The sequence below is a fragment of the Bartonella sp. AA168HLJHH genome (assembly GCF_042197365.1).
GTDB lineage: Bacteria > Pseudomonadota > Alphaproteobacteria > Rhizobiales > Rhizobiaceae > Bartonella.
This window is the reverse complement of record NZ_JBHIRS010000010.1, coordinates 54,796-77,092: the sequence shown is the minus strand read 5'-3', so window position 1 is coordinate 77,092 and position 22,297 is coordinate 54,796. Positions and strand designations below refer to the sequence as shown.

General features: G+C 38.3%; 13 protein-coding genes and 1 pseudogene. 6 read left to right on the top strand and 8 right to left on the bottom strand.

What is annotated here, in order from left to right:
* Positions 1-486: 486 nt before the first annotated feature.
* The 3 genes from pyrF (at position 487) to ACFINM_RS07085 (ending at position 4,288) form a co-directional block, all read left to right on the top strand.
* A complete protein-coding gene (gene pyrF / locus ACFINM_RS07095) occupies positions 487-1,332 on the top strand; it encodes an orotidine-5'-phosphate decarboxylase (protein ID WP_375621514.1) in 846 nt (281 codons plus the stop codon).
* A gap of 348 nt (positions 1,333-1,680) precedes the next feature.
* Positions 1,681-3,165: a histidine--tRNA ligase gene (hisS, locus tag ACFINM_RS07090; RefSeq protein WP_375621515.1), complete on the top strand. Its 1,485-nt coding sequence runs from the start codon at positions 1,681-1,683 to the stop codon at positions 3,163-3,165.
* Between the two features lie 589 nt (positions 3,166-3,754).
* Complete coding sequence (locus ACFINM_RS07085; RefSeq protein ID WP_375621516.1) at positions 3,755-4,288, top strand: replication protein; 534 nt, start codon at positions 3,755-3,757, stop codon at positions 4,286-4,288.
* An 877-nt stretch (positions 4,289-5,165) separates the two neighbouring features.
* Here the strand turns inward: ACFINM_RS07085 and ACFINM_RS07080 are convergent.
* Positions 5,166-5,690: a peroxiredoxin gene (locus ACFINM_RS07080; protein ID WP_375621555.1), complete on the bottom strand. Its 525-nt coding sequence runs from the start codon at positions 5,688-5,690 to the stop codon at positions 5,166-5,168.
* Positions 5,691-5,907: 217 nt separating this feature from the next.
* On the opposite strand from ACFINM_RS07080, the gene ACFINM_RS07075 reads away from it, so the two are divergent.
* The 3 genes and pseudogenes from ACFINM_RS07075 to ACFINM_RS07065 form a co-directional block, all read left to right on the top strand.
* Positions 5,908-7,536 (top strand): alpha-D-glucose phosphate-specific phosphoglucomutase, encoded by a 1,629-nt coding sequence (locus ACFINM_RS07075; RefSeq protein WP_375640974.1) that lies wholly within the window; start codon positions 5,908-5,910, stop codon positions 7,534-7,536.
* Between the two features lie 1,076 nt (positions 7,537-8,612).
* On the top strand, positions 8,613-8,948 hold the full coding sequence (locus ACFINM_RS07070) for a zinc ribbon domain-containing protein YjdM (RefSeq protein WP_375640973.1): 336 nt from the start codon (positions 8,613-8,615) through the stop codon (positions 8,946-8,948).
* Between the two features lie 877 nt (positions 8,949-9,825).
* A pseudogene (locus ACFINM_RS07065) lies at positions 9,826-9,906 on the top strand (DUF4102 domain-containing protein); the annotation flags it as partial.
* 448 nt (positions 9,907-10,354) lie between these two features.
* Here the strand turns inward: ACFINM_RS07065 and ACFINM_RS07060 are convergent.
* The 7 genes from ACFINM_RS07060 to ACFINM_RS07030 all read right to left on the bottom strand — a co-directional run bounded on the left by ACFINM_RS07060 (position 10,355) and on the right by ACFINM_RS07030 (position 22,138).
* Positions 10,355-10,933 carry a NifU family protein gene (locus ACFINM_RS07060; protein ID WP_375612176.1) on the bottom strand — a complete coding sequence of 193 codons (579 nt, stop codon included), beginning with the start codon at positions 10,931-10,933 and terminating at the stop codon, positions 10,355-10,357.
* A 59-nt stretch (positions 10,934-10,992) separates the two neighbouring features.
* Complete coding sequence (locus ACFINM_RS07055) at positions 10,993-11,484, bottom strand: universal stress protein (RefSeq protein WP_375621519.1); 492 nt, start codon at positions 11,482-11,484, stop codon at positions 10,993-10,995.
* Positions 11,485-11,546: 62 nt separating this feature from the next.
* On the bottom strand, positions 11,547-12,617 hold the full coding sequence (trpS, locus tag ACFINM_RS07050) for a tryptophan--tRNA ligase (RefSeq protein WP_375640972.1): 1,071 nt from the start codon (positions 12,615-12,617) through the stop codon (positions 11,547-11,549).
* A gap of 60 nt (positions 12,618-12,677) precedes the next feature.
* Positions 12,678-14,249, bottom strand: coding sequence for a murein biosynthesis integral membrane protein MurJ (gene murJ, locus ACFINM_RS07045; RefSeq protein ID WP_375621521.1), 1,572 nt, complete (start codon positions 14,247-14,249; stop codon positions 12,678-12,680).
* A 789-nt stretch (positions 14,250-15,038) separates the two neighbouring features.
* Entirely contained in the window at positions 15,039-18,284 is a 3,246-nt protein-coding gene (locus ACFINM_RS07040; RefSeq protein WP_375640971.1) for a BID domain-containing T4SS effector, read from the bottom strand.
* A 316-nt stretch (positions 18,285-18,600) separates the two neighbouring features.
* Positions 18,601-20,565 (bottom strand): BID domain-containing T4SS effector, encoded by a 1,965-nt coding sequence (locus tag ACFINM_RS07035; RefSeq protein ID WP_375640970.1) that lies wholly within the window; start codon positions 20,563-20,565, stop codon positions 18,601-18,603.
* Positions 20,566-20,857: 292 nt separating this feature from the next.
* Positions 20,858-22,138 carry a BID domain-containing T4SS effector gene (locus ACFINM_RS07030; RefSeq protein ID WP_375640969.1) on the bottom strand — a complete coding sequence of 427 codons (1,281 nt, stop codon included), beginning with the start codon at positions 22,136-22,138 and terminating at the stop codon, positions 20,858-20,860.
* Positions 22,139-22,297: the final 159 nt, after the last annotated feature.

The window sequence follows — 22,297 nt, the reverse complement described above, 5'->3', positions numbered from 1 at the left end:
TTCCATGTTTTATCTCCTTGAATATGCTGGAGATACAATGCCTTTTTGCTAATTATGTTCCAAAAGGGATATAGAGCAGCTAAAAAGGAATAGGAAAGATCTAAAGTTAAGATCGAGATCATCATGGTGGGGCATTTTCTTTTGAAACTTTTGTTTAAAGCGCGTTCATAGAGAGTTTTTGTTGATCATAAAAAAGGGGGGTGAAAACGACAAGGCATGCCTATAGGGCTTTATGAGGTCATTATAATATAGATGCTGTTTTGTTTATATTCTTTCATAAATTTGAATTTTTATCTCATGACAACGTCTTGGTCGATAAACATATGATAAGCGTTACGAATGGGAATATATTTATGTTTCATAAATAAAAGCACATTTTGTATAGAGAGCTCTTTCTTTGTGTTTGCGCTATTGTATTCTTTTGACAAATGCTTTTCTTTTTGATTGTATCAAAAAGTTTAAAGAGAGACCTTGTTAGGATATAAAATGTTTCGTTCAACTTTTTTTAAAAATCGTGAAATCTATGGACCTCTTTGTATTGGATTTGATCCGAGCCATAAAGTTTTGCAATCGTGGAAACTAAGCTTTGATTATAAAGGTCTAAAAGATTTTTGTGATATTCTCTTAACAGCAGTTGTTGGTAAAGTAGGTATTATAAAGCCGCAAGTCGCATTTTTTGAATTATATGGTGTGGAAGGTCTTCAAGCTCTCAAAGAACTGATTGAAAATGCACACGAACAAGGCATATTGGTTCTGGCGGATGCAAAAAGGGGGGATATTGGCTCTACTGCTGAAGCCTATGGTAAGGCTTGGCTTGGTCCAAGTAGTGCGTTCAAGGTGGATGCCATGACAGTTAATCCTTTTTTGGGTTTTGATGCTCTTATTCCTCTGATAAAGGTTGCAGAAGAAACAGGAGCAGGGGTTTTTGTGGTTGTTCAGTCTTCTAATCCAGAGGGGAAACAAATACGAAATGCCCTTATTGGTGATCAGACACTCTCTCTTCATCTTGCACAGTGTATTTGTGATTATAATAGTCAGTCTTCGGTTATTCATCATAATATTGGCCCCATAGGTGCGGTTATAGGAGCGACATTAGGATCTGAATCAAAAGACACAATTGAGCAGTTAAACAATAGTCTGTTTCTCGTTCCGGGTATTGGCGCTCAAGGTGGAACAATGACACAACTAGCAAATCAATTTCCACAAAGACTTTTGCAGAATGTTATTCCCTCTGTATCACGCTCTATTACAGATGCTGGACGAAATATTGTTGATTTAAAAAATGTTATCAATCATTTTGCAGAACAAGCGCAAAGCACACTGATGTCTTGAGGATTTTTGCATCTGTAATAAATCTGAAGAATTCTGAGAGGGAGGGGTTTTGAGGGGGATGCTTTCGATTTATCAAGAATCAACTGTCGCTTTGAGGTTTCTTTCAACAAGCACAGATGTCTTTTCATTGAATGTTAAGCGGGCATTTCATGTTGAGCGGGGGCTATGTTCTTATTGAAAATGCAAATATTTTCAGTAGATTGCCTTAAGGGTAAAGGTTTGCATCTTTAAAAAGCAAAAGCTTATGCATATTGTTACCAGTTTCCAGTTGATAAAGTTATTGCAGCGTTTGTTTCTATAAGATAGACACACGTTATCGGTGAATATATATTGTTGTTAGAGAAAAACATGTCATCAAAACAAGAAAAAACCAAAGCCCGTTTACCCCGTGGGTTTGTTGATCGTACAAGTGCACAGTTGTATGCAACTGAAACAATGATTGCGCAAATTCGTGAAGTTTATGAACTTTACGGTTTTGAAGCGCTAGAAACTCCAATTTTTGAATATACAGATGTGCTGGGTAAGTTTTTACCGGATTCAGATCGTCCAAATGCGGGCGTTTTTTCGCTACAAGATGATGATGAGCAATGGATGTCTTTGCGCTATGATCTTACCGCGCCTCTTGCTCGTTATTTTGCCGAGAATTTTGAAGTTTTGCCAAAGCCTTATCGCAGTTATCGTCTTGGCTTTGTTTTTCGCAATGAAAAACCAGGTCCAGGGCGGTTTCGGCAATTTATGCAGTTTGATGCGGATATTGTTGGAACACCAACGGTAGCAGCTGATGCCGAAATTTGTATGATGGCAGCCGATAGTTTGGAAAAACTAGGGTTTCAGCATCATGAATATGCCATTCGTCTGAACAACAGAAAAATTCTCGATTGCGTTTTAGAGAAAATTGGTTTGGGGGGAAATGAGCAGGTTGAAAAGCGCTTAACTGTCTTAAGAGCAATTGATAAACTGGATAAATTTGGTTCTGAAGGGGTGCGTTTGCTTTTGGGAAAAGGGCGTTTGGATGAAAGTGGTGACTTTACAAAAGGGGCGGAGCTTAAGGATAAAGAGATTGAGTGTATTCTTACCTTAACTGCTGCTGGAGCTGAAACAGCAGAAGAAACGCTTGAGGCTCTTAAAGAAGTGGTTGGTGATCATGTTCAAGGGCGTGAGGGAATTCGTGAGCTTGAGGAAATGCAAGCAATTTTTGCCGCAAATGGCTTTCAGAATCGTATCAAGATTGATCCATCGGTGGTGCGTGGACTGGATTATTATACAGGTCCTGTTTTTGAGGCTACGTTGCTTTTTGATGTTTTCAATGATGATGGGCAGAAAGTTGTTTTTGGCTCCGTTGGTGGTGGTGGGCGCTATGATGGATTGGTGGCACGCTTTCGTGGTGAAAACATTCCAGCAACAGGTTTTTCAATCGGGGTCTCGCGTTTGATCGCTGCTTTGCAAAATCTTGAAAAGTTGCCTATGAAGGAGACAACAGGGCCGGTTGTGGTGCTGATGATGGATAAAGAGCCAGAGGCGGTTGCTGGTTATCAAAAAATGGTGATGCAGTTGCGCGGTGCGGGAATTCGTGCTGAGCTCTATTTGGGGGCATCGGGGATAAAAGCGCAGATGAAATATGCAGATCGACGCCAAGCGCCTTGTGTGGTTATCCAAGGCTCACAAGAACGTGAGAGCGGAAAAATACAGATTAAAGATTTGATTGAAGGGGCGCGTTTGTCTTATGAAATTAAGGATAATCAAACATGGCGTGAAAGTCGACCAGCACAAGTGACGGTTGATGAAGATCAATTGGTCAAAACAGTACAGGATATTTTAGCCACCCAAAAATGATAATGGTAAAAGTCTTTATCAAAGTGATTGTTCGAAATATTTTGGAAATTTGAAATTCAATTTTTAAAATTTGTGCTTTGCTCGTTTATACGTGTTGGTGCACGCGTTCAAAAGCGCGGTTTTGAAGTGTGTGCGGCATAAAAGAGAGATTTTTTAAGAGATAAATAAGCGCTATTTGCTATAAAACGTGCCCTTCTGAGGATGCGATGATAATGCGTTAAAATGAGCAAAAAAATTGTAACGAACAAAAACTCTGAGAAAATTAAAAGGTTTCACGCAACGCTTTCCCAAAAGTTTATAAAAATATTGACAAGTTCATATTGGCTTCATCTTTGAATTCTCATCTATGAGTATAAAATCCTTTGATGTTCTCTTCTTGGACATTACAAAATTTAGCCTTATTGCAAAAGGAGGGAGAACTAGAGCGTTTTATCCTAAAAGACTTTTTAAGCTTCAAATAACAATGGAATGACTTAAATCGAACAATTTTTTACAGGAGCATGTTTGGATGAATTGTAAGCTGCCATAATGGTAACATACTGATAATATGCATTTTTCATAAAGTCAATTCTTTAACGGAGAAATGAAAATGGTCCAATATGATTTTACTCTGCTCTATGAACGAAATCCCTTTATTCTTGAAAGACCTGAGAATATTGGAAAATCATTTAAACTTCCTCCTTCAAATTTCGGATTTGAAGATCTTCCGCAAATTACCTTTTCAGGCGCCTCGTCGTGTCGGCGTATGATTTTTGGGTTATCATTTAGTGGTATGAAAGCATTTTTTGTGATGTTGTGGCAGGTAGGGAAAATGTTAGATGAGGGGGATGATGTGGATTTATGGTTTGATCAGATAACATTGGATCATGATATTCTTGAAGAATTTTTGACTTGCGATCTTTTAATTCAAGAACCAGAATATCTTAATTTTGAAAGTTTTAAAGAAGGTATCAAAGAATTAGAAACAAATAAAATTGTAGCGAAGGGAACAAAAAAAGATTGTTATTTCATCAATCCAGATATTTTTGGTCTTCCTGAATGTGATGAAGATTTTGAGTTCGATGAAGAGGAAGAGATAGAAACACACTTTACGGTAGAATACCCGAATAAACAACTCCTTTAACCGTTTTTCTCTTAGAGAAAAATAAAAGCTTAGAATAAATGGCTATGAGAACAGCAATGAGTCTGTTTATGGTATGTGAATTGGAATGTTTTCGGGATTTGTTTTGATTTAATATTCTCCATGAATGGTTCTTTATGCAGAGCAGTTTTTATGCCATATTTTCTTCTTTTTATGAGACATAAGTCAATTTGAAGTGTGCACCTCTTCAAACAAATGTTTGATCTGTATTTTCTTTCTTGATACTTTTGTGAACTTTGCAGTCTTGATGTTCATACCTCTTGTATTTTAGAGCGTTTACGAGAGGTATTTTTACTCTTTTTAATCGTTTATTCATATGCCAATCCCACTTGCTAATGAGCAAGAAAATAGTTTTAAGGGATTCAATATAAGAAGGGATAAAATAAAACAATCTTATGATATTCGGCTCCTCTCATTCAATATGCAAAATTATAAATTATCTTTATAAATCAAATTATTATTCGACACAAAGTTTTTCTCAGTATGAGAAATTTAGCATTGATCTTGCATATTTCATCAATACGTTAGTCCTTGATGTTTCCGAGAGAGTTTTTGCATGAATTTGCGCATTTGGCAATTGCATCCCCATTTTTTGATAGCGTGCAACAGCTTTTAACTCTTTGATTTTTTAGCGCTACAACGGGATTTTTCATCGGCAATTTTCCAAGCTTTTGCAAAGCCGTTAAAACATGAAAGATTTATTGAAAAATTATTGTTGGAATATTTTCTCACAGAAGGCGCACAATCAACTTATCGTGTCTGTTTTCACGAATAGAGGTTGCAAAAAGTAAACAACACAAATTCCCTGAGGAGGGAGATTTGTGTCGTAAAATTTTGTTTAAATAGACGATTGGGGGAATTAGCTTTTCAAGGCTTTTAAAACATGTTGTGGTGAAGAAACTTCATAAGGATCTGTTGCACAATTATCTGAAAAACCTGCTTCTTCGAACCATTGTTCAACCACACCATCATTAATAACAGCTGCATAGCGCCATGATCGCATGCCAAAACCAACATTGTCTTTTGCAACCAGCATACCCATTTTGCGCGTGAATTCACCAGAGCCATCGGGAATTAATTTCACATTTTTGATATTTTGTGCTTTTCCCCAAGCATTCATGACAAAAGCATCATTGACGGAAAGACAATAAATTTCATCAATACCCGCTTGTTTAAATTCATCATAGAGTTTTTCAAAATCAGGCAGCTGAAAGGTTGAGCAAGTAGGGGTAAAAGCTCCAGGAAGAGAAAAAAGAATAACACGCTTTCCTTTAAAGTAAGCATCGCTGTTAACTTCTTGCCACCGATAAGGATTGTCTCCAGCCATTGATTCATCGCGTACGCGTGTGTGGAATGTTACATTGGGAACTGTTTTTTTCATCATCATGATGCTCCTGTCTTCTTTTACGAAAATTTTGTTTTAAAACAGCCTTCGTATTTAAAAACATATGGCAAAAAGCGTTTTAAACAAAAGGGCTTCTTTAAAAATTCTTACTTCTAACGAGTGTGCAAATATTTCACACTTCCGTCAAGTAGAATTAATGGTCGACTTTGGATACTCTTCACCTTAAAATTATAGGAAAGAATATAAAGGTATTGATATGACCATAAAGACAGTTTTAACCACGGCTTTTGAGGGGCAAAAACCGGGAACGTCTGGTTTGCGCAAAAAAGTGTCTGTTTTTCAACAACCCCATTATGTAGAAAACTTTATACAGTCTCTTTTTGATAACATTGGGCCTCTTGAAGGAAAACTGTTGATTCTTGGGGGGGATGGGCGCACTTTTAATCGTACTCTTCTTCAGATTGTGTTGAAGATGGCGGCGGCGCATGGTGTTTTTTGTGTTAAAATGGGAAGGGGCGGTATTCTTTCTACACCTGCTGTTTCGCATCTTATTCGTAAAACTCATGCTCATGGTGGACTTATTCTTTCTGCAAGCCATAATCCTGGTGGTCCAGGGGGAGATTGTGGTATTAAATATAATATTTCTAATGGGGGTCCCGCTCCTAATTCTTTATGTGATGCTATTTTTGCAACATCGCAACGTCTTTCCTGTTATAAAATTTTTGAAGCACCAGATGTTGATTTAGATAGGCAAGGTACAACCTTTATAGGAGCCATGCGGATTGATATTATTGATCCTGTCACTGATTATGTTGCTTTGATGCAGGAGCTTTTTGATTTTGACTGTATTGCTAAGGCCGTTGCTCGAGGTCTTACTTTACGGTTTGATGCCATGCATGCGGTAACAGGGCCTTATGCCCATGAAATTTTTGAAAAATGCTTAGGATTTTCTGAAGGGACGGTGGTTAATGGTATTCCTTTGCCAGATTTTGGAGGTGGTCATCCAGATCCCAATTTGGTTTATGCCAAGGCTCTTTATGATTTATTGATGTCAGAGCAAGGACCAGATCTTGGCGCAGCCTCTGATGGTGATGGAGATCGTAACCTTATTATTGGACGTCAACAATTTGTTTCGCCTTCCGATTCTTTGGCTATTATGGCTGAACATGCACATCTCATTAAAGGATATCGGAAAGGTGTTGTGGGGATAGCGCGCTCTATGCCGACGGGGCGTGCTGCTGATCTGGTTGCGGAAAAAAAAGGACTAAACTTTTTTGAAACGCCAACGGGATGGAAGTTTTTTGGAACCCTTTTGGATGCAGGAAAAGTAACCTTTTGTGGTGAAGAAAGCTTTGGAACGGGCTCTCTTCACATCCGTGAAAAAGATGGTTTATGGGCTGTCCTATTTTGGTTAAATCTTTTAGCGGTAACAGAAAAAACTGTCGCACAAATTGTTCAACAGCATTGGTTCACCTATGGGCGTTTTTACACGTTACGGCATGATTATGAAGAAGTCGAAGCAGACAAAGCCTTGGCACTTATAGAGCATTTGCGTGGGCATTTACCACAAGAAGGAACCGAGATTGCTGGATTTTTCGTCAAAAAAGCAGATGATTTTACGTATCGTGATCCCGTTGATCAGAGCGTTAGTACGCAGCAAGGTATCCGTATTTTTTTCGAGAATGGCGCACGGTTGGTGGTTCGTTTGTCGGGAACAGGGACGCTAGGTGCTACTTTACGACTTTATTTTGAACAATATGAAAGTGATCCGCGCAAACACAATTTTAATCCGCAAGATGTTCTTAAACCTTTGCAACAGGTGGCATTAAAACTGTTAAACATACAACAAGCATTGGGGAGAGATCACCCTGATATTATCACCTAAGATCATTGGAATGTTTTTTTGTAAAGGTATGATGATTGATCACATGGGTGTGATTTTAGGGGTGTGATTTTATGTGCATAAGGGAGATCTTCCATTTTCAAGCTCTCTTTGTTTTTTCCTCCCTTACATATCAATCGGATTCCTCAAACTGCCGGATTCTTAAAACTAAATGCTGTAGGAAATTATAATCGAGCATAATCGGAGCATTTATGTCCAATGGGTTTGCTCAATGGCTTGATAGAAATTTTTGTTTAATAGGGGAATGTTTCTCATGCAAAACAAAATACGATCATTGTTGCACATTTCATATGTTTGTTTTAAAGAAGCTTCTCTCTCAAGACGCTAAAAACGCATCTTATGCGTGTTGCTTTGAAAGGTATAACCGGCCATCCATTGAGCAGCATCATTTTTACGCTTATGAGAGAGTAAGACGGCACCATCATTCACTTTGCTCGCTTTCAATGTTGGCTCTTATATTTGAGAGTGTTTAGTATTTTGGATAATCGTGTTACACGGATTTTCCTACTTGTAACATGCAAACAAAAGGCTTTGGTTGTTTCAATGTAAAAGGGGTTGAGAGAATCTCAGCTTATTTATCGGCTCTCATTCAATATACAAAACCATTAACTATGATCATAAATCAGTCTGTTCTCTAACATTATGACTGTTATCTTTACTTAAATAAAAGGTTAAGTTGGGGACATCATTTTCTTGTTTCTCAATGCTGCAATAGTTTTTAGCTCTCTGAGAACGTTTTATTCAGAGATGTTCCTTTTCTAATTGTTTTGTTATCCATTCGTTAATTGCATTGGTGATGTATAAGAAAATGATTTTGATTAATTTATTAGAGAGAATGAAGTGTGTAAATTTTATGATATGCGGGGGGCTTATTTGAGTTGTATAATGATCAATCATTTTTATAAACTTGTGTATAGTATGTGATGATAGTATTCATGAACACAGTTGGCAGATGAGGATTGAAACAAAGGGAAACATTTTTCTAAAATAATGGACAATAAGCACTTCTTGCTTTATGACCAGTCATAATGAATGTTTTTTCTAAAAAAGGGGAATTTATGACCCAATATCCCAAATGTCCTCGTTGTGATTGTCTTTATACTTATGAAGATGGTGAAAATTTTGTGTGTCCTGAATGCGCACATGAATGGCCACAAAAAAACGATGATACGGTTCTTGCCAATACTGTTTATGATGCCAATGGTCAGATTTTAACAAACGGAGATACCATTATAGTGATAAAAGATCTGAAAGTAAAAGGCGCTTCATCTGTTTTAAAAGCGGGGACGAAGGTAAAGAATATTCGCTTGGTGGATGGAGATCATAATATTGATTGCAAAATTCTAGGGATTGGTCAGATGAGTTTAAAGTCGGAGTTTGTGAAAAAAGTTTAAGCATTTGTCCTCTTGCAATTGTTTTTGGATTTCGTTGGTTTTCTATTTTTACATTCTTCTCTAATTGGGCATATTTTTCTCCAGTGGCTTCTTTTCTTGTTTCATAGATTACACCAATCAGATAAAAGCAATATGTTTTCCTTTATTGTAAGGCCATGTATAGCAGAGAAATAGCGACTCTGTCTTTTTCTTTTAATATGCGGTTATGAGGGGACAGGATGTTGACTCATAAGCAACAATAAAAGTATGCGCTTTATGAGAAGAACAATACCGTAAAGTAGACAAACTTATTCCTGCTGAATTGAAAAAATATTCTCATTTTTTTTATCAGATAATTTCTCAAACAACCATAATAGATCTGGCTTCAATGTATTTATTTTTTATGGGTAGTTACACCTTTTGCGTCATATTTATGGAAATGAGATTGAAAATGATAGAGGAAATTCTTGATTTTAAGAATGGAAAAAGGACGCTATGATCTTGATAAGGTCTTATTGCCATGCATTTTCCAGCTCTTAGTACTGCAACAGTCTCTTATAAAAGTGTACATAAGAGCTATTAAAAATAGTTTTTGTTATTATCCAGTTTGTGCTGTGTAAGCGGACGATTTTGATTGATGCAATAAAAACATAATTGAAATAAGAAGAATGTCAGAATTCTCATTGCAAGTTGCAAAATGTGATCTTTGTCGAGTGGCTGAAACAACATATTGATTTATAATAATAAATTAGCGTTATTCATATTGAATTAGAACCCCGAATAACGTGGGATTCTCTCATTTCAAATCTGTTCCATGTTGAATCAATTAAAATCACTTGCTTGCACACCACACGCGGGGCTGGCGTGTGGGTAAAAATGAGGAAAGAAAGGATTAAAAATGACTCTTATGAATCGTCTTAATGAAAGAGCTGTCGCATCATTAGGGGCTGGCAGATATGATGATGGTGCCGGCTTGCTACAAGAAGTATTTTGCGTGATTTGTCGTTGGAAGCACTGAGAAAGATAGAGCAAATGAGCACTCTATCGTACAATGTTTTCTTTTTTGGGTTTTCTTTTTTTGTAACGAGGTCGTGTTTTCCTCGTTAAAATTGCATGACAAGATTATGAGATAAAATAAATTTAAAGTGCACACCCATACATTGTACTTCTGTGTACGATTGGTTTGTTGAAATAACTTATGCTTCTTAAAGGGGGCTTTGAAATCTTTTTAAGGCATATGTGGAGGTGAAAGGTGAGTGAAGGTATCATTATTGGACAGATTTTTTTAACAGTACTCTATTTTTATGACTGCATGGCTTACTTCGAAAATTTCAGGAATAAAATGACGTAAGATTTTTGCACTCCATGTTTGAGCGCTGTTGAAGAGGGGCAATCGGTGTGGTTATTTTACCTATTGAGGTCAATATTTATTGTGGCATGGCTTCAACGCCTAAAACTTCAGGGATAAAATGGCGTAAAAGATTTTCAATACCATGTTTGAGGGTTGCCGTTGAAGAGGGACATCCAGCGCAGGAGCCGCGCATATTGAGATAAACAATACCATTTTCAAATCCACGAAAAGTAATATCTCCACCATCATTGGCAACTGCGGGGCGGATACGCGTTTCAAGGAGCTCTTTAATGGTTAAAACAATATCAGCATCTTTTTCGTCATAAAATTCTTCGTTAAGGGCATGGGTTTGTGCTTGTGTTGTGGCGTTGGTGGTGATCACTGGCTCATTGGATAGAAAATGTTCCATAATTGTGCCTAAAATGACGGGCTTGAGATGTTGCCATTCTCCTTCTTTTTTGCTTACGGTGATAAAATCATAGCCTAAAAAAACACCATTGATATTGGGAATATTAAATAGTTTAGCCGCTAAAGGTGAGTTTTTAGCTGCTTCTTCACGGTCACGAAATTCTAATACTCCCTCAGAAAGAACCACGCGTCCTGGCAAGAATTTAAGTGTTGCAGGGTTTGGGGTGGTTTCAGTTTGAATAAACATAAATTCTCCTTTTATAATGAAGGATTGGGAAGATCTTACATTGTAGAATATTATATTTTTTAGGCAATAGATCTAATATCTTCATCGGCAAGATTGCTAGGAATAACAATGACAGGGATTGAAAAAGCTGTTCCTTTATTCCCGATTAATTGAACAAGGGGTCCTGGTCCTTCTGTATGTCCACTGGCTGCTAAAACAATCAGTGCAATCCTTTTATCTTCGTCGATCAGTTTAGAAATCTCATCAATTTTTTTTCCTTCACGCACTACTATTTCTGTTTCAAGCGCATGGGTGGTGCGGACTTCACTGGCAATGTCTCCTAATATTTTATGAGCACTTTGCTTTGATTCTGTACGCATAACGTTGTTTACACCCAGAAAATGTTGAAATTCTGCACTATCAACGACACAAAGTAATACCAATGTTCTACTGGTATTTTGGGCATGCTGTGCGGCAAACGCAACGGCACGCCGACACTCTGGTGTTTCATCGATAATAACTAAGTTTTTTTTCTTTGGTTTTTTTTTCGGATTTTGGGGTTTGGAAATCATGCACTTTCTCTATTTTGTACAAACGATTTTTTTGCTCTCTACAGTTTTTAGTTTTATTATTTTTATGTATCGTGCAAAAATCCAATAATTTCACGAATTTTTTTCATATTTTCTTCTGCGAGCATACTAGCACGTTTAGCGCCATCATGCAAAACAGAGTCGATATAATCATTTTCTTGATGAAGTCGACGTAACTCCTCTGTTATAGGGGCAAGCTTATGGACGGCAAGGTCGGCTAGAGCTGTTTTAAAATGCGAAAATTGTTGACCAGAAAATTCTAAAAGAATCTTTTCTTTGCTAACTTTGGCAAAGGCGGCATAAATACCAAGCAGGTTATCTACTTCTGGTCGTTCTTTTAAAGCGGCAAGGGTATCGGGAAGTGGAGCCGAATCCGTTTTGGCTTTGCGTATTTTTTTTGCGATAAGATCAGCGTCATCGGTCAAATTAATGCGTGAAAAATCTGAAGGATCTGATTTTGACATTTTTTTCGTCCCATCGCGCAAAGACATAACGCGTGTGGCTGTTGTTCCAATAAGCGCCTCTGGGAGGGGAAAAAAGCCTTGTCTTTTTTCTTCATCCGTTTGCATAGAGACGCCAAAATTTAATTCGGCAATACGCTGTGCATAGTCGTTGTTAAATTTTTGTGCAATATCGCGTGTGAGTTCAACATGCTGTTTTTGATCTTCACCCACTGGAACATGCGTTGCACGATAGACTAAAATATCAGCAGCCATCAAAGTGGGATAGGCAAAAAGCCCGAGGGATGCTTTTTCACGATCTTTTCCCGCTTTATCTTTAAATTGTGTCATGCGTTGAAGCCAGCCAATGCGGGCAACACAATTTAAAATCCAGGCGAGTTCAGCATGTTGAAAAACACGTGATTGATTAAAAATAATATGTTTTTGAGGATCGATACCGGCGGCTAAAAAGGCTGCTGTCACTGTTCTGGTGGATTCGCGTAAAGTAAGGGGATCTGGGTTGACGGTGAGCGCATGCATATCCACAACACAATAGAGGCAGTGATGAGAGTTTTGCAGTTCAACCCAATGCTGAATGGCTCCAAGATAATTGCCAAGATGTAAGTGACCACTCGGTTGTACGCCGGAAAAGACAAGTGGTGTGAAGGTATCCATAGGAGTGCTCTTTCTTCAATTAAGGTTATTCATTTTATTGTTTTTGACAAAGTATAGATATTATGAGCGTTTTTTCAAATTTTTAAGCGTGTGAAAAAAGGAACGGGTGTTGAATAAAAAATAGGCACTAAAATAGATCAAGAATATGCCGAGCATAATCCCTACTAAGGTGATCGCGCGCAAGAAAAAGGATGCTTGTGAGGATAAAGGAAAAGACAAAAAACCAAGCACATTCAATCCGTAATAGAGGGCTAGTGCACTCAAAAGAGTTGCCATCATGAGACATAATATTCGCTTTATCAGTTGGAAGTCGTATTTCCAATAACCGCGTTTGATAAGGACCCCCCAAAGCAACAGTGTGTTGACCCATCCAGAGGTAATTTCAGCAATAACAATGCCTCGTGCAGATAGAATAGGAAATAATGTTAAGGCGAGACCGATATTGATAAAAACGCAAATACCTGTAAAAATCATCGGTGTTTTGGTATCTTCATGGGCAAAAAAATTAGGAATAAAGACCTTAATAAGAACAAAAGCTGGAAGTCCTAGTCCATAAAGCTCTAGTAATTGTGCAACATGGTGTGTTGATTGACTGGTAAATTGTCCTCGCTCAAAGAGCAAACTGACTATGGGAGTGGAGAGCAGCAAAAAAGCGATGGATGCTGGAAGTGTTAAAAATAGCGTTAATTCAATAGAGCGGTTTTGTAAATGGTGGGTTTCTTCATGCTTTTTACTTCGCAAAGCGCGTGTTAATTCTGGTAAAAGAACGGTTGCAACGGCAATGGCGATTACGCCTAAAGGCAATTGATAAAGACGATCAGCATACATCAAAGAAGAGACAGCACCCGATTGACTAGAAGCAATATTGGTATTAATAAGCAAATTAATTTGCGTGATGCCACCCGTAATGGCTGCGGGGAATGCTAAAGTTAATAGCTTACGAACATTAGGACTTAAATGGGGCTGGCGGAAGGAAATTTTCATGCCACTTTGACGCAAAGCAAGGGCAATTAAGGTGAGTTGAATAAGACCTGCTGCCAATACACCCCAAGAGAGATTTAAACCGATATGCCAAGCGTCAAGTTTATAGATCCAAGCATAGGCAAGCACACCAATCAGAATAATGTTTAAAAAGAGTGGGGCAATGGCGGCAATAAAATAGCGTCGCAGTGCATTAAGCATGCCCCCCATCATGGCAGCAAGCGACATGCAGGTTAAATAGGGAAACATGATCGCCGTAAAATGAATTGTGGCGTTAAGCTTTGTTGCATCTTCGGTAAAACCTGGAGCAATAATGGTTCGTACCAAAAAAGGCATACTGAGTTCCATCGCAATCGTTAACAGTAAGAGCAGTGAAAAGAGAACGCCAAACACCTCTTCTGCAAACTTGCATGCCGTTTCGTGACCATCTTCAGTGATTTTTTTGGCAAAAAGAGGAATGAAAGCAGCATTAAAGGCACCTTCAGCAAAAAAACGGCGGAATGTGTTGGGAAAACGGAAAGCAGCATTAAACGCATCAGAAACAGGACCAGTTCCTAGTGCTGCTGCCATAAGCATTTCGCGTACGAAGCCAAAAATACGGCTCATGAGGGTTCCGGAAGCAACTGTTGCAATTTTTTTAATCAATGTCATAAAGATATATCAACTTTGTTGTAAAAGAGAAGCGATGACAGGAGAAATAAAGCGTTTTAAATCGTAAAAATCTGATCTCTATCCTAATCAAGGATACTTTTTGAAAGCGTTTTACGACGGTGTTTATCTTTCTGTCAACAATGGTGCTTGAAGACTTTTTTATGCTCCTTGTTTACTGTTGCATTAAAATTTTTATTGTTGCCATAAAATAATTAAAATTTCTTTTTCAAACTGAAATATGGGAGTGATATCATAACAGTTTGAAGAGACATGTAGGGATATATAATGATAATTTCTCTTTATGGTGTGATGTCGTGAATAGTGCAACCCAATGCCGTTCTGTTTTATGTGAGGGGTGTGCCCCTATTAAAAGAATGCAAATAAAATAAAAGCGTGGAGCAATACGTAATTTCCATTATTTATTCATTATTTAAAAAAAAACAGCGCTTTAGATGTTTTAAAAAGTCGTAAGGCTAAGCTAAAAGGTGATGGTAAAACTGGTGATTACTTTTCACTTTTACGGCTTTATGTTCTCCCAAAATTTGTCTGCCCTCCCGTTTTAGAGATTACATAAACAAGAGGATAGGAAGATATGATCTTTCAACAGCATTTTTGCTGTTCAGGTTTCTTTTCACAGTTGATGAGGATAAAATCTGAGGAAATAAGATAAAATTACTCTCTCATGGTTTCCATTCTCGTTGAGGTGCAATTGATTTGCCGATGAAGGCAAGGGGATAAAGGCTATCATTTTTACCAGAGGGGGAGAAAAAGTTAAAGTTTATGAACCTTTTAGACATTCATTGTCATTGCTTTTGCGTGCGCCGTTTTGTGAGGTTGAATATTTTCTTGTCTTTTGGGACTCTGATTGACGTTTTCTGTCATTTTTTGCACTTTAATTGCTTCTTTATCAAGGGTGTTGGAACATTTTTTTTCATTGTTTTTCTTTATAGATTGATGCTGGATAGATTGATACTGGTTTGGTGCGAAGCGCTCATCGAATTTATGGTTATAAAAATACATGGGTTGTATATGCGGTTCTATCTCTTTTATCTGCTTGATTATTTCCATAATCTCTTTTGCTTTAATGGTTGATGTGCCAAGACTCTTCGCAAGTCTTTCAGGATTATTTTCTTTTATAACTTCATGCTCGTTTGAAGATAAGCGCTCATTGATTTTTTTGATATAAGTCCTTATCTCCCCCCTTAATTCAGGAGAGTTTGATAACATTTCTTGCTGTTGTGCTTTTGACAAGGAAAGGAGATTTTTCATCCAAGCCTTAGGCATTTCTACCGACTGTTCACACCGCCTTTGTTTTACATGATGGGTATGGAGAATGTCTCTTTCTGTTTGTTTAGAAATATTGATATAACGATCAATGGCTCTACAGAGGGGCAAAATATTTTCTTCAGCATGGGCGCGCGCGTTGTTTTTTATGCCAAATACATTGCTACCAGAAAGCTTAGAAATCGATTGGGGAGAGGTGGTAATTTGATAGGTGAGTTGTTCTCCTTCAGTATGATTTTCATGGATCATCTCAATTCTTTCCCGCAAAATATGACGATTGCCATAAATGATTTGGCACAAAGTTTCTATTTCTTTTCTTCTTGCTTGAATGGAAACGTTGTTTTTTATCCTTGTGGCAATTTCATTGTTGGTAAGGGGGGCTATTGTTTGTGCGGGGATAAGCACTTCTTGCTGGTTTTGAATTTTTGGTGCTGTAAAGGAGAGGGCGTCACCGATTTTTAATGTCTGTATTTGCTCTGGGGTGAGATCTTTTTTATTTCCCAAGATGAAAGTTCCGTTAGCATCAAGCATAAAGCCATTGGGTCCACTGCCTCTGTAAAAGCCTTTATAGGTATGACCTTCTTTTGCTGTTATAATAAGATGATGATGAATACTCTCAAGCCCGATATGTTTCATACTGTCCATGAATTCTTTTAAAATAAGTATTTTTTCTGGATTTGAGATATCCTCAAGCAGATGTTTCATTTCTTCTTTATCTTTATGTTTTAGCGATGCAATGCTGGCAAGATTCATGCGTTTTTCTGTTACAAGAGAAAAGTCGAGTGTGTGGCCAGCAACTTGCCCAAGTTTTTCAAAAAACATTCGTTGTGTGCGTCCATTACCTTCTCTGAAAGGATGCGTATAGTTGAGTTGTATCAACATTTCAGTGACATGTTCAATAAATGTTTCGCGGGTTAAGCCTTTTAAACTATTCGTTTCAGCAAGTGTTTTATCTAAATTGTCTAGACCCTCCTGTATCTGTTTTGCTGAGGCAAAAGAAATACCAGCTTTTTTCATCATTGGCATATAAGCAACGGTACCATCTTCAAATGTAAATGGTTTTTCGCGTGTTTGTCCGGCCCATTCAAAAGTATTTTTAAATAGGGTGTGATGAATATATTGGAGATATGTGGAGGTTAGTTTTTGTGGTGGCGCTTCTTGGCGCAGATGAATGATTGCTTTTGTTGTATCATGGGCACATTGCACTTTTAATTTTCCATAGTCTTTTATTCCATATTTATTCTTTAAGGTGATACTATTGGGATAAAAGAAATTACGATGTATTGTCTTATTTTCTTCGGTTTCAGGCGGTGATGATAATTTCTCCTGTAAGGTGAGAGGGACGGTGTCCGTTTTTCTTGTACCAGTATCCCAGTATGCCATTGCTTTTTTTGGGGGCTGTTTTGTTCTTTCTTGATGATCAGAGCGTGTTTCCTTTGTCATTTTGACAGATATTGGATTATTTGTCGCTGTATTACTGCTCTGTAAAATGTTTTTTTGAAAATCTTTTTGCATTTGCCTCATAGCGGAAGCCGATTGAGCAATTGGTTGTGCCATTTGTTCTTTTTCTTGTTCTTGCAAACTTTGGGGCATAACTTTAACGCTGTCATGTAAAGCATGAGGGGCAATACACGGTGAAAAATGGGCTTGTTCTTTTTTCTTTGTTTGAATGGATGCGTTGTCTTTGCTCTTTTCAGTTATTTCATCGTTTTTAAGAGTGGCTCTTTTTTCTTCTTTTTCTTCTGGAAGCAATGTTTTTTGCTGGGTTTTTTCTGGGTTTTGAACTTTTTGTGCTGTAAAGGAGAGGGCATCACCGATTTTTAATGTCTGTATTTGCTCTGGGGTGAGATCTTTTTTATTTCCCAAGATGAAAATCCCGTTGGCATCAAGCATGAAGCCATTGGGTCCACTGCCTCTATAGGTACCATGATAGGTTTCTCCTTCTTTTGCAACGACAGCGAGATGATAATTTTTTTCATCCAATCCAAGCTCTCTCATAGAGTTGGTGAATTCTCGTAAGAGGAGCAATTTTTCTGGATTTGAGATATCTTCAAGCAGATGCTTCATAGGCTCTGGGTTGCCATGTTCCATGGCAGCGGCGCGGACAAAGTCTTTACGTTTTTTGCTCACAAGAGAAAAGTCTAGCTCATGTCCTGCTGCTTGAGAGAGTTTTTCAACAAACAGTCTCTTTGTGCGCCTATTGCCCTCTCTGAAAGGATGCAAGTGGTGCAAATCTATCATTATACTAGCTGCTTGTTCAACGAATTCTTCGCGCGTTAAGCCTTGTAAATTATTCTTTTCAGCAAGCGTTTTATCTAACTTTTCTAGTCCCTCCTGTATTTTTCTGCCAATCGCAAAAGTTTTTGTAAATTCTTTTCTTTTCAAAATGGGCATAGAAGCAACAGTGCCATCTTCAAATGTAAAAGGCTTTTCGCGTGTTTGTCCGGCCCATTCAAATGCATGGGAAAAGAGGCGTTGATGAAGGTATTTTAGATAAGAGGCATTAAACTGCTCTGGTAGAGGTTCTTGGTGCAGTTTTATCATTTCTTTTTTTACATCATTAGAACAGCATTCTTTTAATATTTCTTTATCTTTGATGCGGTATTTATTTTTAAGCACTTTGCTATTGGGGTAGAAAAAATTTTGCGCTTTTTCATTGATTTGCTTTGAAATGGCTGCATTAATTACAGAGTGTTGTTCTTGCAATTCTTCCTGTGTAGAGGAGGCACAATGTTCTGTGTTTTCTTTCATGCATATTTCCTTTCAAATGGTAACATTATTTTTGAAATCTTCTTTGTTTACATTTTTTGCCTTATATTATTTTCATAGCGTTTTCTTCAAAGAAGAATGCCTATTTGAATGATTGAAAAAATTGATCTTATTCGCATGGAACAAAGTTAAAGTTTATAATTTTGAAGTATTATCGTGAAATTTTATCAATGAATTCTGTAAAATAATGGGGTGTCTTATTCAAAAATTTCTGTATTTCATACACCGTCTTTGGTGCAATCTTGGCAAGATAATTGCACCAAAGTTTTGGATAAAAAGCCAACAATTAGGAGATTTATCACGACAAAGCCATTGCTTTTGATGTTTCGGCTCTGCGCGGTCGAACATGCGGCTGGTCTTCTTGTCTAGAAGTTGCTGCAACTTCTTGATGCCGCTTTGCTGTTGAGCGTTCAGGCAGCTTCGGGGGCTGCGATAAGCTTTGCTGCTTTTGTAATTTTTTATCGAGATCGGTAAGTGGTTGATGACGTTTTTGTTGTTCTTCCTGATGGTTTTGCACAATGGTTTCTCTTAACTGTTTTATCGTATCAGCATAATCCTTAATGGCGGTACAAAGGGTAGGAAGATTTTCTTCAGCAGCTTTGCGTGCTCCGTTTTTTACGCCAAGGTTTTTTCTACCAGCAAGTGGAGCAAAAGATGTAGAATCCTTTTCAATTTGAAATACAAGCTCTTCTCCCATCTCTGGAATTTTGTGCATATCTTCTAGTCTATATTGCAAAATAAATGGATCCTTATAAACAATTTGGCACCAATATTGGATCTCTCTTTGACCATATTGAACCGATGGATCTTTTTGAACTCTGCGGGCAATTTCCTCATTTGAGAGAGGCTTTATTTTCTTTTCTGAATTGAGCGGATTTTGTAAATGTTGATTTGTTAGCTCTTCCTCTTGTGCTTGTCGCTGATGTTGTTGTTCCGTGTGAGAACCTTGTAAAATATTTTCACTTTTTGTATATTTTGAAGTATACACATAACCGTTAATGGCAGCACATAGGGTGGGAAGGGCTTCTTCAGCTTGTTTGCGCGCATGATTTTTTATGCCAAGAACTTTTCTACCAGCAAGCTTAGAAATAGACTTAGGCTGTTCTGTAACATCCCATAAGAGTTGTTCTCCCATATCAGGGTTTTCTTTAATTTCTGCAATTTTTTCTTCTAAAATAAGTCGGTCGCCATAAACCTTTTTGCACAAAAATCGTATCTCTTCTTGATATGCTACGAGCAATAGCTCTCTTTCCATTGTATTAATAGATGGTTTTTGTTCGTGAGACGGTTTTGGTTGTTCAATTGCTGTGTGTGGAGAGGCAGGCTTTTGGACGACAGTATCGCTTTGTTTTCTGTTTTCCATACGGTGCGATTTTCTTGAAGGCGGGATGGCATATGTTCCACTGTCTTGTGATGATGAACTGCTTTGCTGCCTGACTTTCATATGTGATGGTGTTTTGGGTCTAACACTTGGTTCGTGTGTTTCAGGATTTTGGATTTTTGTGCCGTTTTGCACTCTGTCTCTCATGCGTGGGGGTGTTTGCGGAGCAGGCGTTGCATAGAGATGTTCTCCCTCTTGAGCTGTTGTTTTGTTTTGTTGCTTATCTTTTGCGCGTGGAGGTCTTTGTGGAGCTGCTTTTGTGTGCGGAGAGGAATGTTCTTGGATTTGTGAGCTGGTGATTTTTGTGCCGATTTGTGCTCTTTCTCTCATGCGTGGAGGAGGGGGCGGAGCCACTTTTGTTTGTAGGGAGGGGGACTCTTGAACTGTTGGTTTATGTTGTTGCCTCTCTTTTGCACGTGGGGGTCTTTGTGGAGCTGCTTTTGTGTGTGTGGAGGAGCTTTCTTGGTTTTTTGAGTGGGAGATTGTTGTGCCGGTTTGTGCTTTTTCTCTCATGCGTGGAGGAGGGGGCGGAGCCACTTTTGTCTGTAGGGAGGGGGACTCTTGAACTGTTTGTTTATGTTGTTGTCTCTCTTTTACACGCGGAGGTTTTGGTGGAGCTGCTTTTTTTTGTGGGGGAGGCGTCTCTTGGTTTTTGGCGTTAAGAGGCATTGTGTTGGTTTGCATTGGGCTTTTCATACGAGGGGGTGGTGGTGGAGCAACTTTTGGGTGGTGTGATAAATTTTCTGGGCGTTTTTGTACAGTTGGTTTTGGCAAACTTTGAGAAACTTGGGAAGGAGGGGTTCTGGTGGGGGATTGTTCAGCCGGTTGTTGAAATTTTTCCATCATTTCGGTGATAAAAGGGGAGGGATTTCTTTTTTTCATGCATGTTCCTTTCAAACTCTTCCAATATTGTTTTTAAATACTATTTAAAAATGTACGTTGGTTTTTATTCTGTTTTATGCTTTTTCATTTGCTTTTATGAGAGAGGATATGAAACTGAGAAGTTTCACAAGATTTGACTCTCTTAGTGCAGATCATGATCACTCTCTAAATATTGTTTGATCAATAGCTGAGATTAAGTAGTGGAGGAATGAATTTCTCCATTTCTTGGCGCAAATCACCTCTGCTATGGTTGCGCCAAGACGTTGGATTCAACGTGAAAACTTATGTCTGTTTAGCTGGCAAAAGCCATCGCTTTTGGGGCGGCAGTTTTGCGAGGACGAATATCTGTTTCTCTTTGTTGAGTAGAGGTTGTTGCTCCTTCATGCGTTACTGTTGAAAGCTCAACGCGTTGAGCAGACTGTGAGACGCTTTGTTGTTGATGCAAGATTTTCGCTCTCTCAGAAGATGCTTCATTGTGTCCTTGTTTTGTCTGCTGAGTTTTTGAAAGGCTCTCTCTTACTTGTGTTACAGCTGTTGCATAATTGTCAGCGGCGTCAATGAGGTGAGAAAGACCCGCTTCAGCATGTCTGCGTGCTTGATTTTTAAAGCCACAAAAGTTATGACCAGCGTACTTGTGAAAAGATTGAGGATTTCCGACAAGTTGCTGTGCGAGTGCTTCTATTGTTTCAGGGTTTTGGAAAAGCTCTTCTGTTTGTGATTGCAAAATGTTTTCGTTCCCAAAAACAACTTTACACCAATATTGGATTTGGGCGCGGTGTCTTTTGACTTTTGAATGTTGTTGAATTTGGGTAGAAATTTCTGTCTCTGAAAGAGTTTCTTTTTCACGATGATCTGGTTTTTGCAGAAGTTTAGCGACGGCTTCCTTCCCCATTAAGCGTTCATAGTTTTTGAGTTCTTGCTCTGGAGATTGTACGAGGCTCTCTCTTGCCTGTTTTACAGCTTCTGTATAACAATCAATAGCAATGCATAGAGCGGAAAAACTTTCTTCTGCTTGTCTACGCGTTCGATTTTTAAAGCCCAACATGTTGGTGCCGAAAAGTTTAGTGATGCTTTCAGGATGAGCTGCCATGCGCCATGAGAGCTCCTCTCCTGCAGCAGGATTTTTTTGAATTTCCTGCATTTTTTCTTGCAAAATATTTGGATTGCCATAGGCTTTTGCGGATAAATGTTGGATTTCTTCTTGATAGGTTCGAACCAATGAATGGTGTGGAAGCAATAGAATGATTTCTTCCTCTGAGAGAACTCTTGTTGCTCTTTGGGTAATTTGTGAAGTAACTGTTGAGTGTGTCGTTTCAGGTTTTTGCTGCCTTTTGGTAGAGCTGCCTCTTGTTAACGAAGCTGTTGGGTTTGTTGATGCATGTACAGTTTCTTCGCTTAAAAGAGATTGTCTTTCCTCATCTTCTTCCGGTATGGATGACAGTCTTTTGCTTTTTGAAGGTGTTTCTTTAGGAAAGGGGGCTGCGCCTGAGACTTCTGCCGCCGCTTGTTCATAGAGCTTTATAAGTTCTTGTATTGAAGAGGATGGAAAAGGATGAGGGTGTTTTTTTTTCATGCATGTTTCCTTTCAAAAATTGTTTTAGAAAACCTCTTTGGTGCATTCTTGCCTTTTATGCTTGGATCGCTTTGAGACAAAAGAAATATCGAGCTGAATGAGCTTCCAAAGATCTGCGCTATTTGCAATCAGCTTAATGGACATTTGTGTCTTTTATAC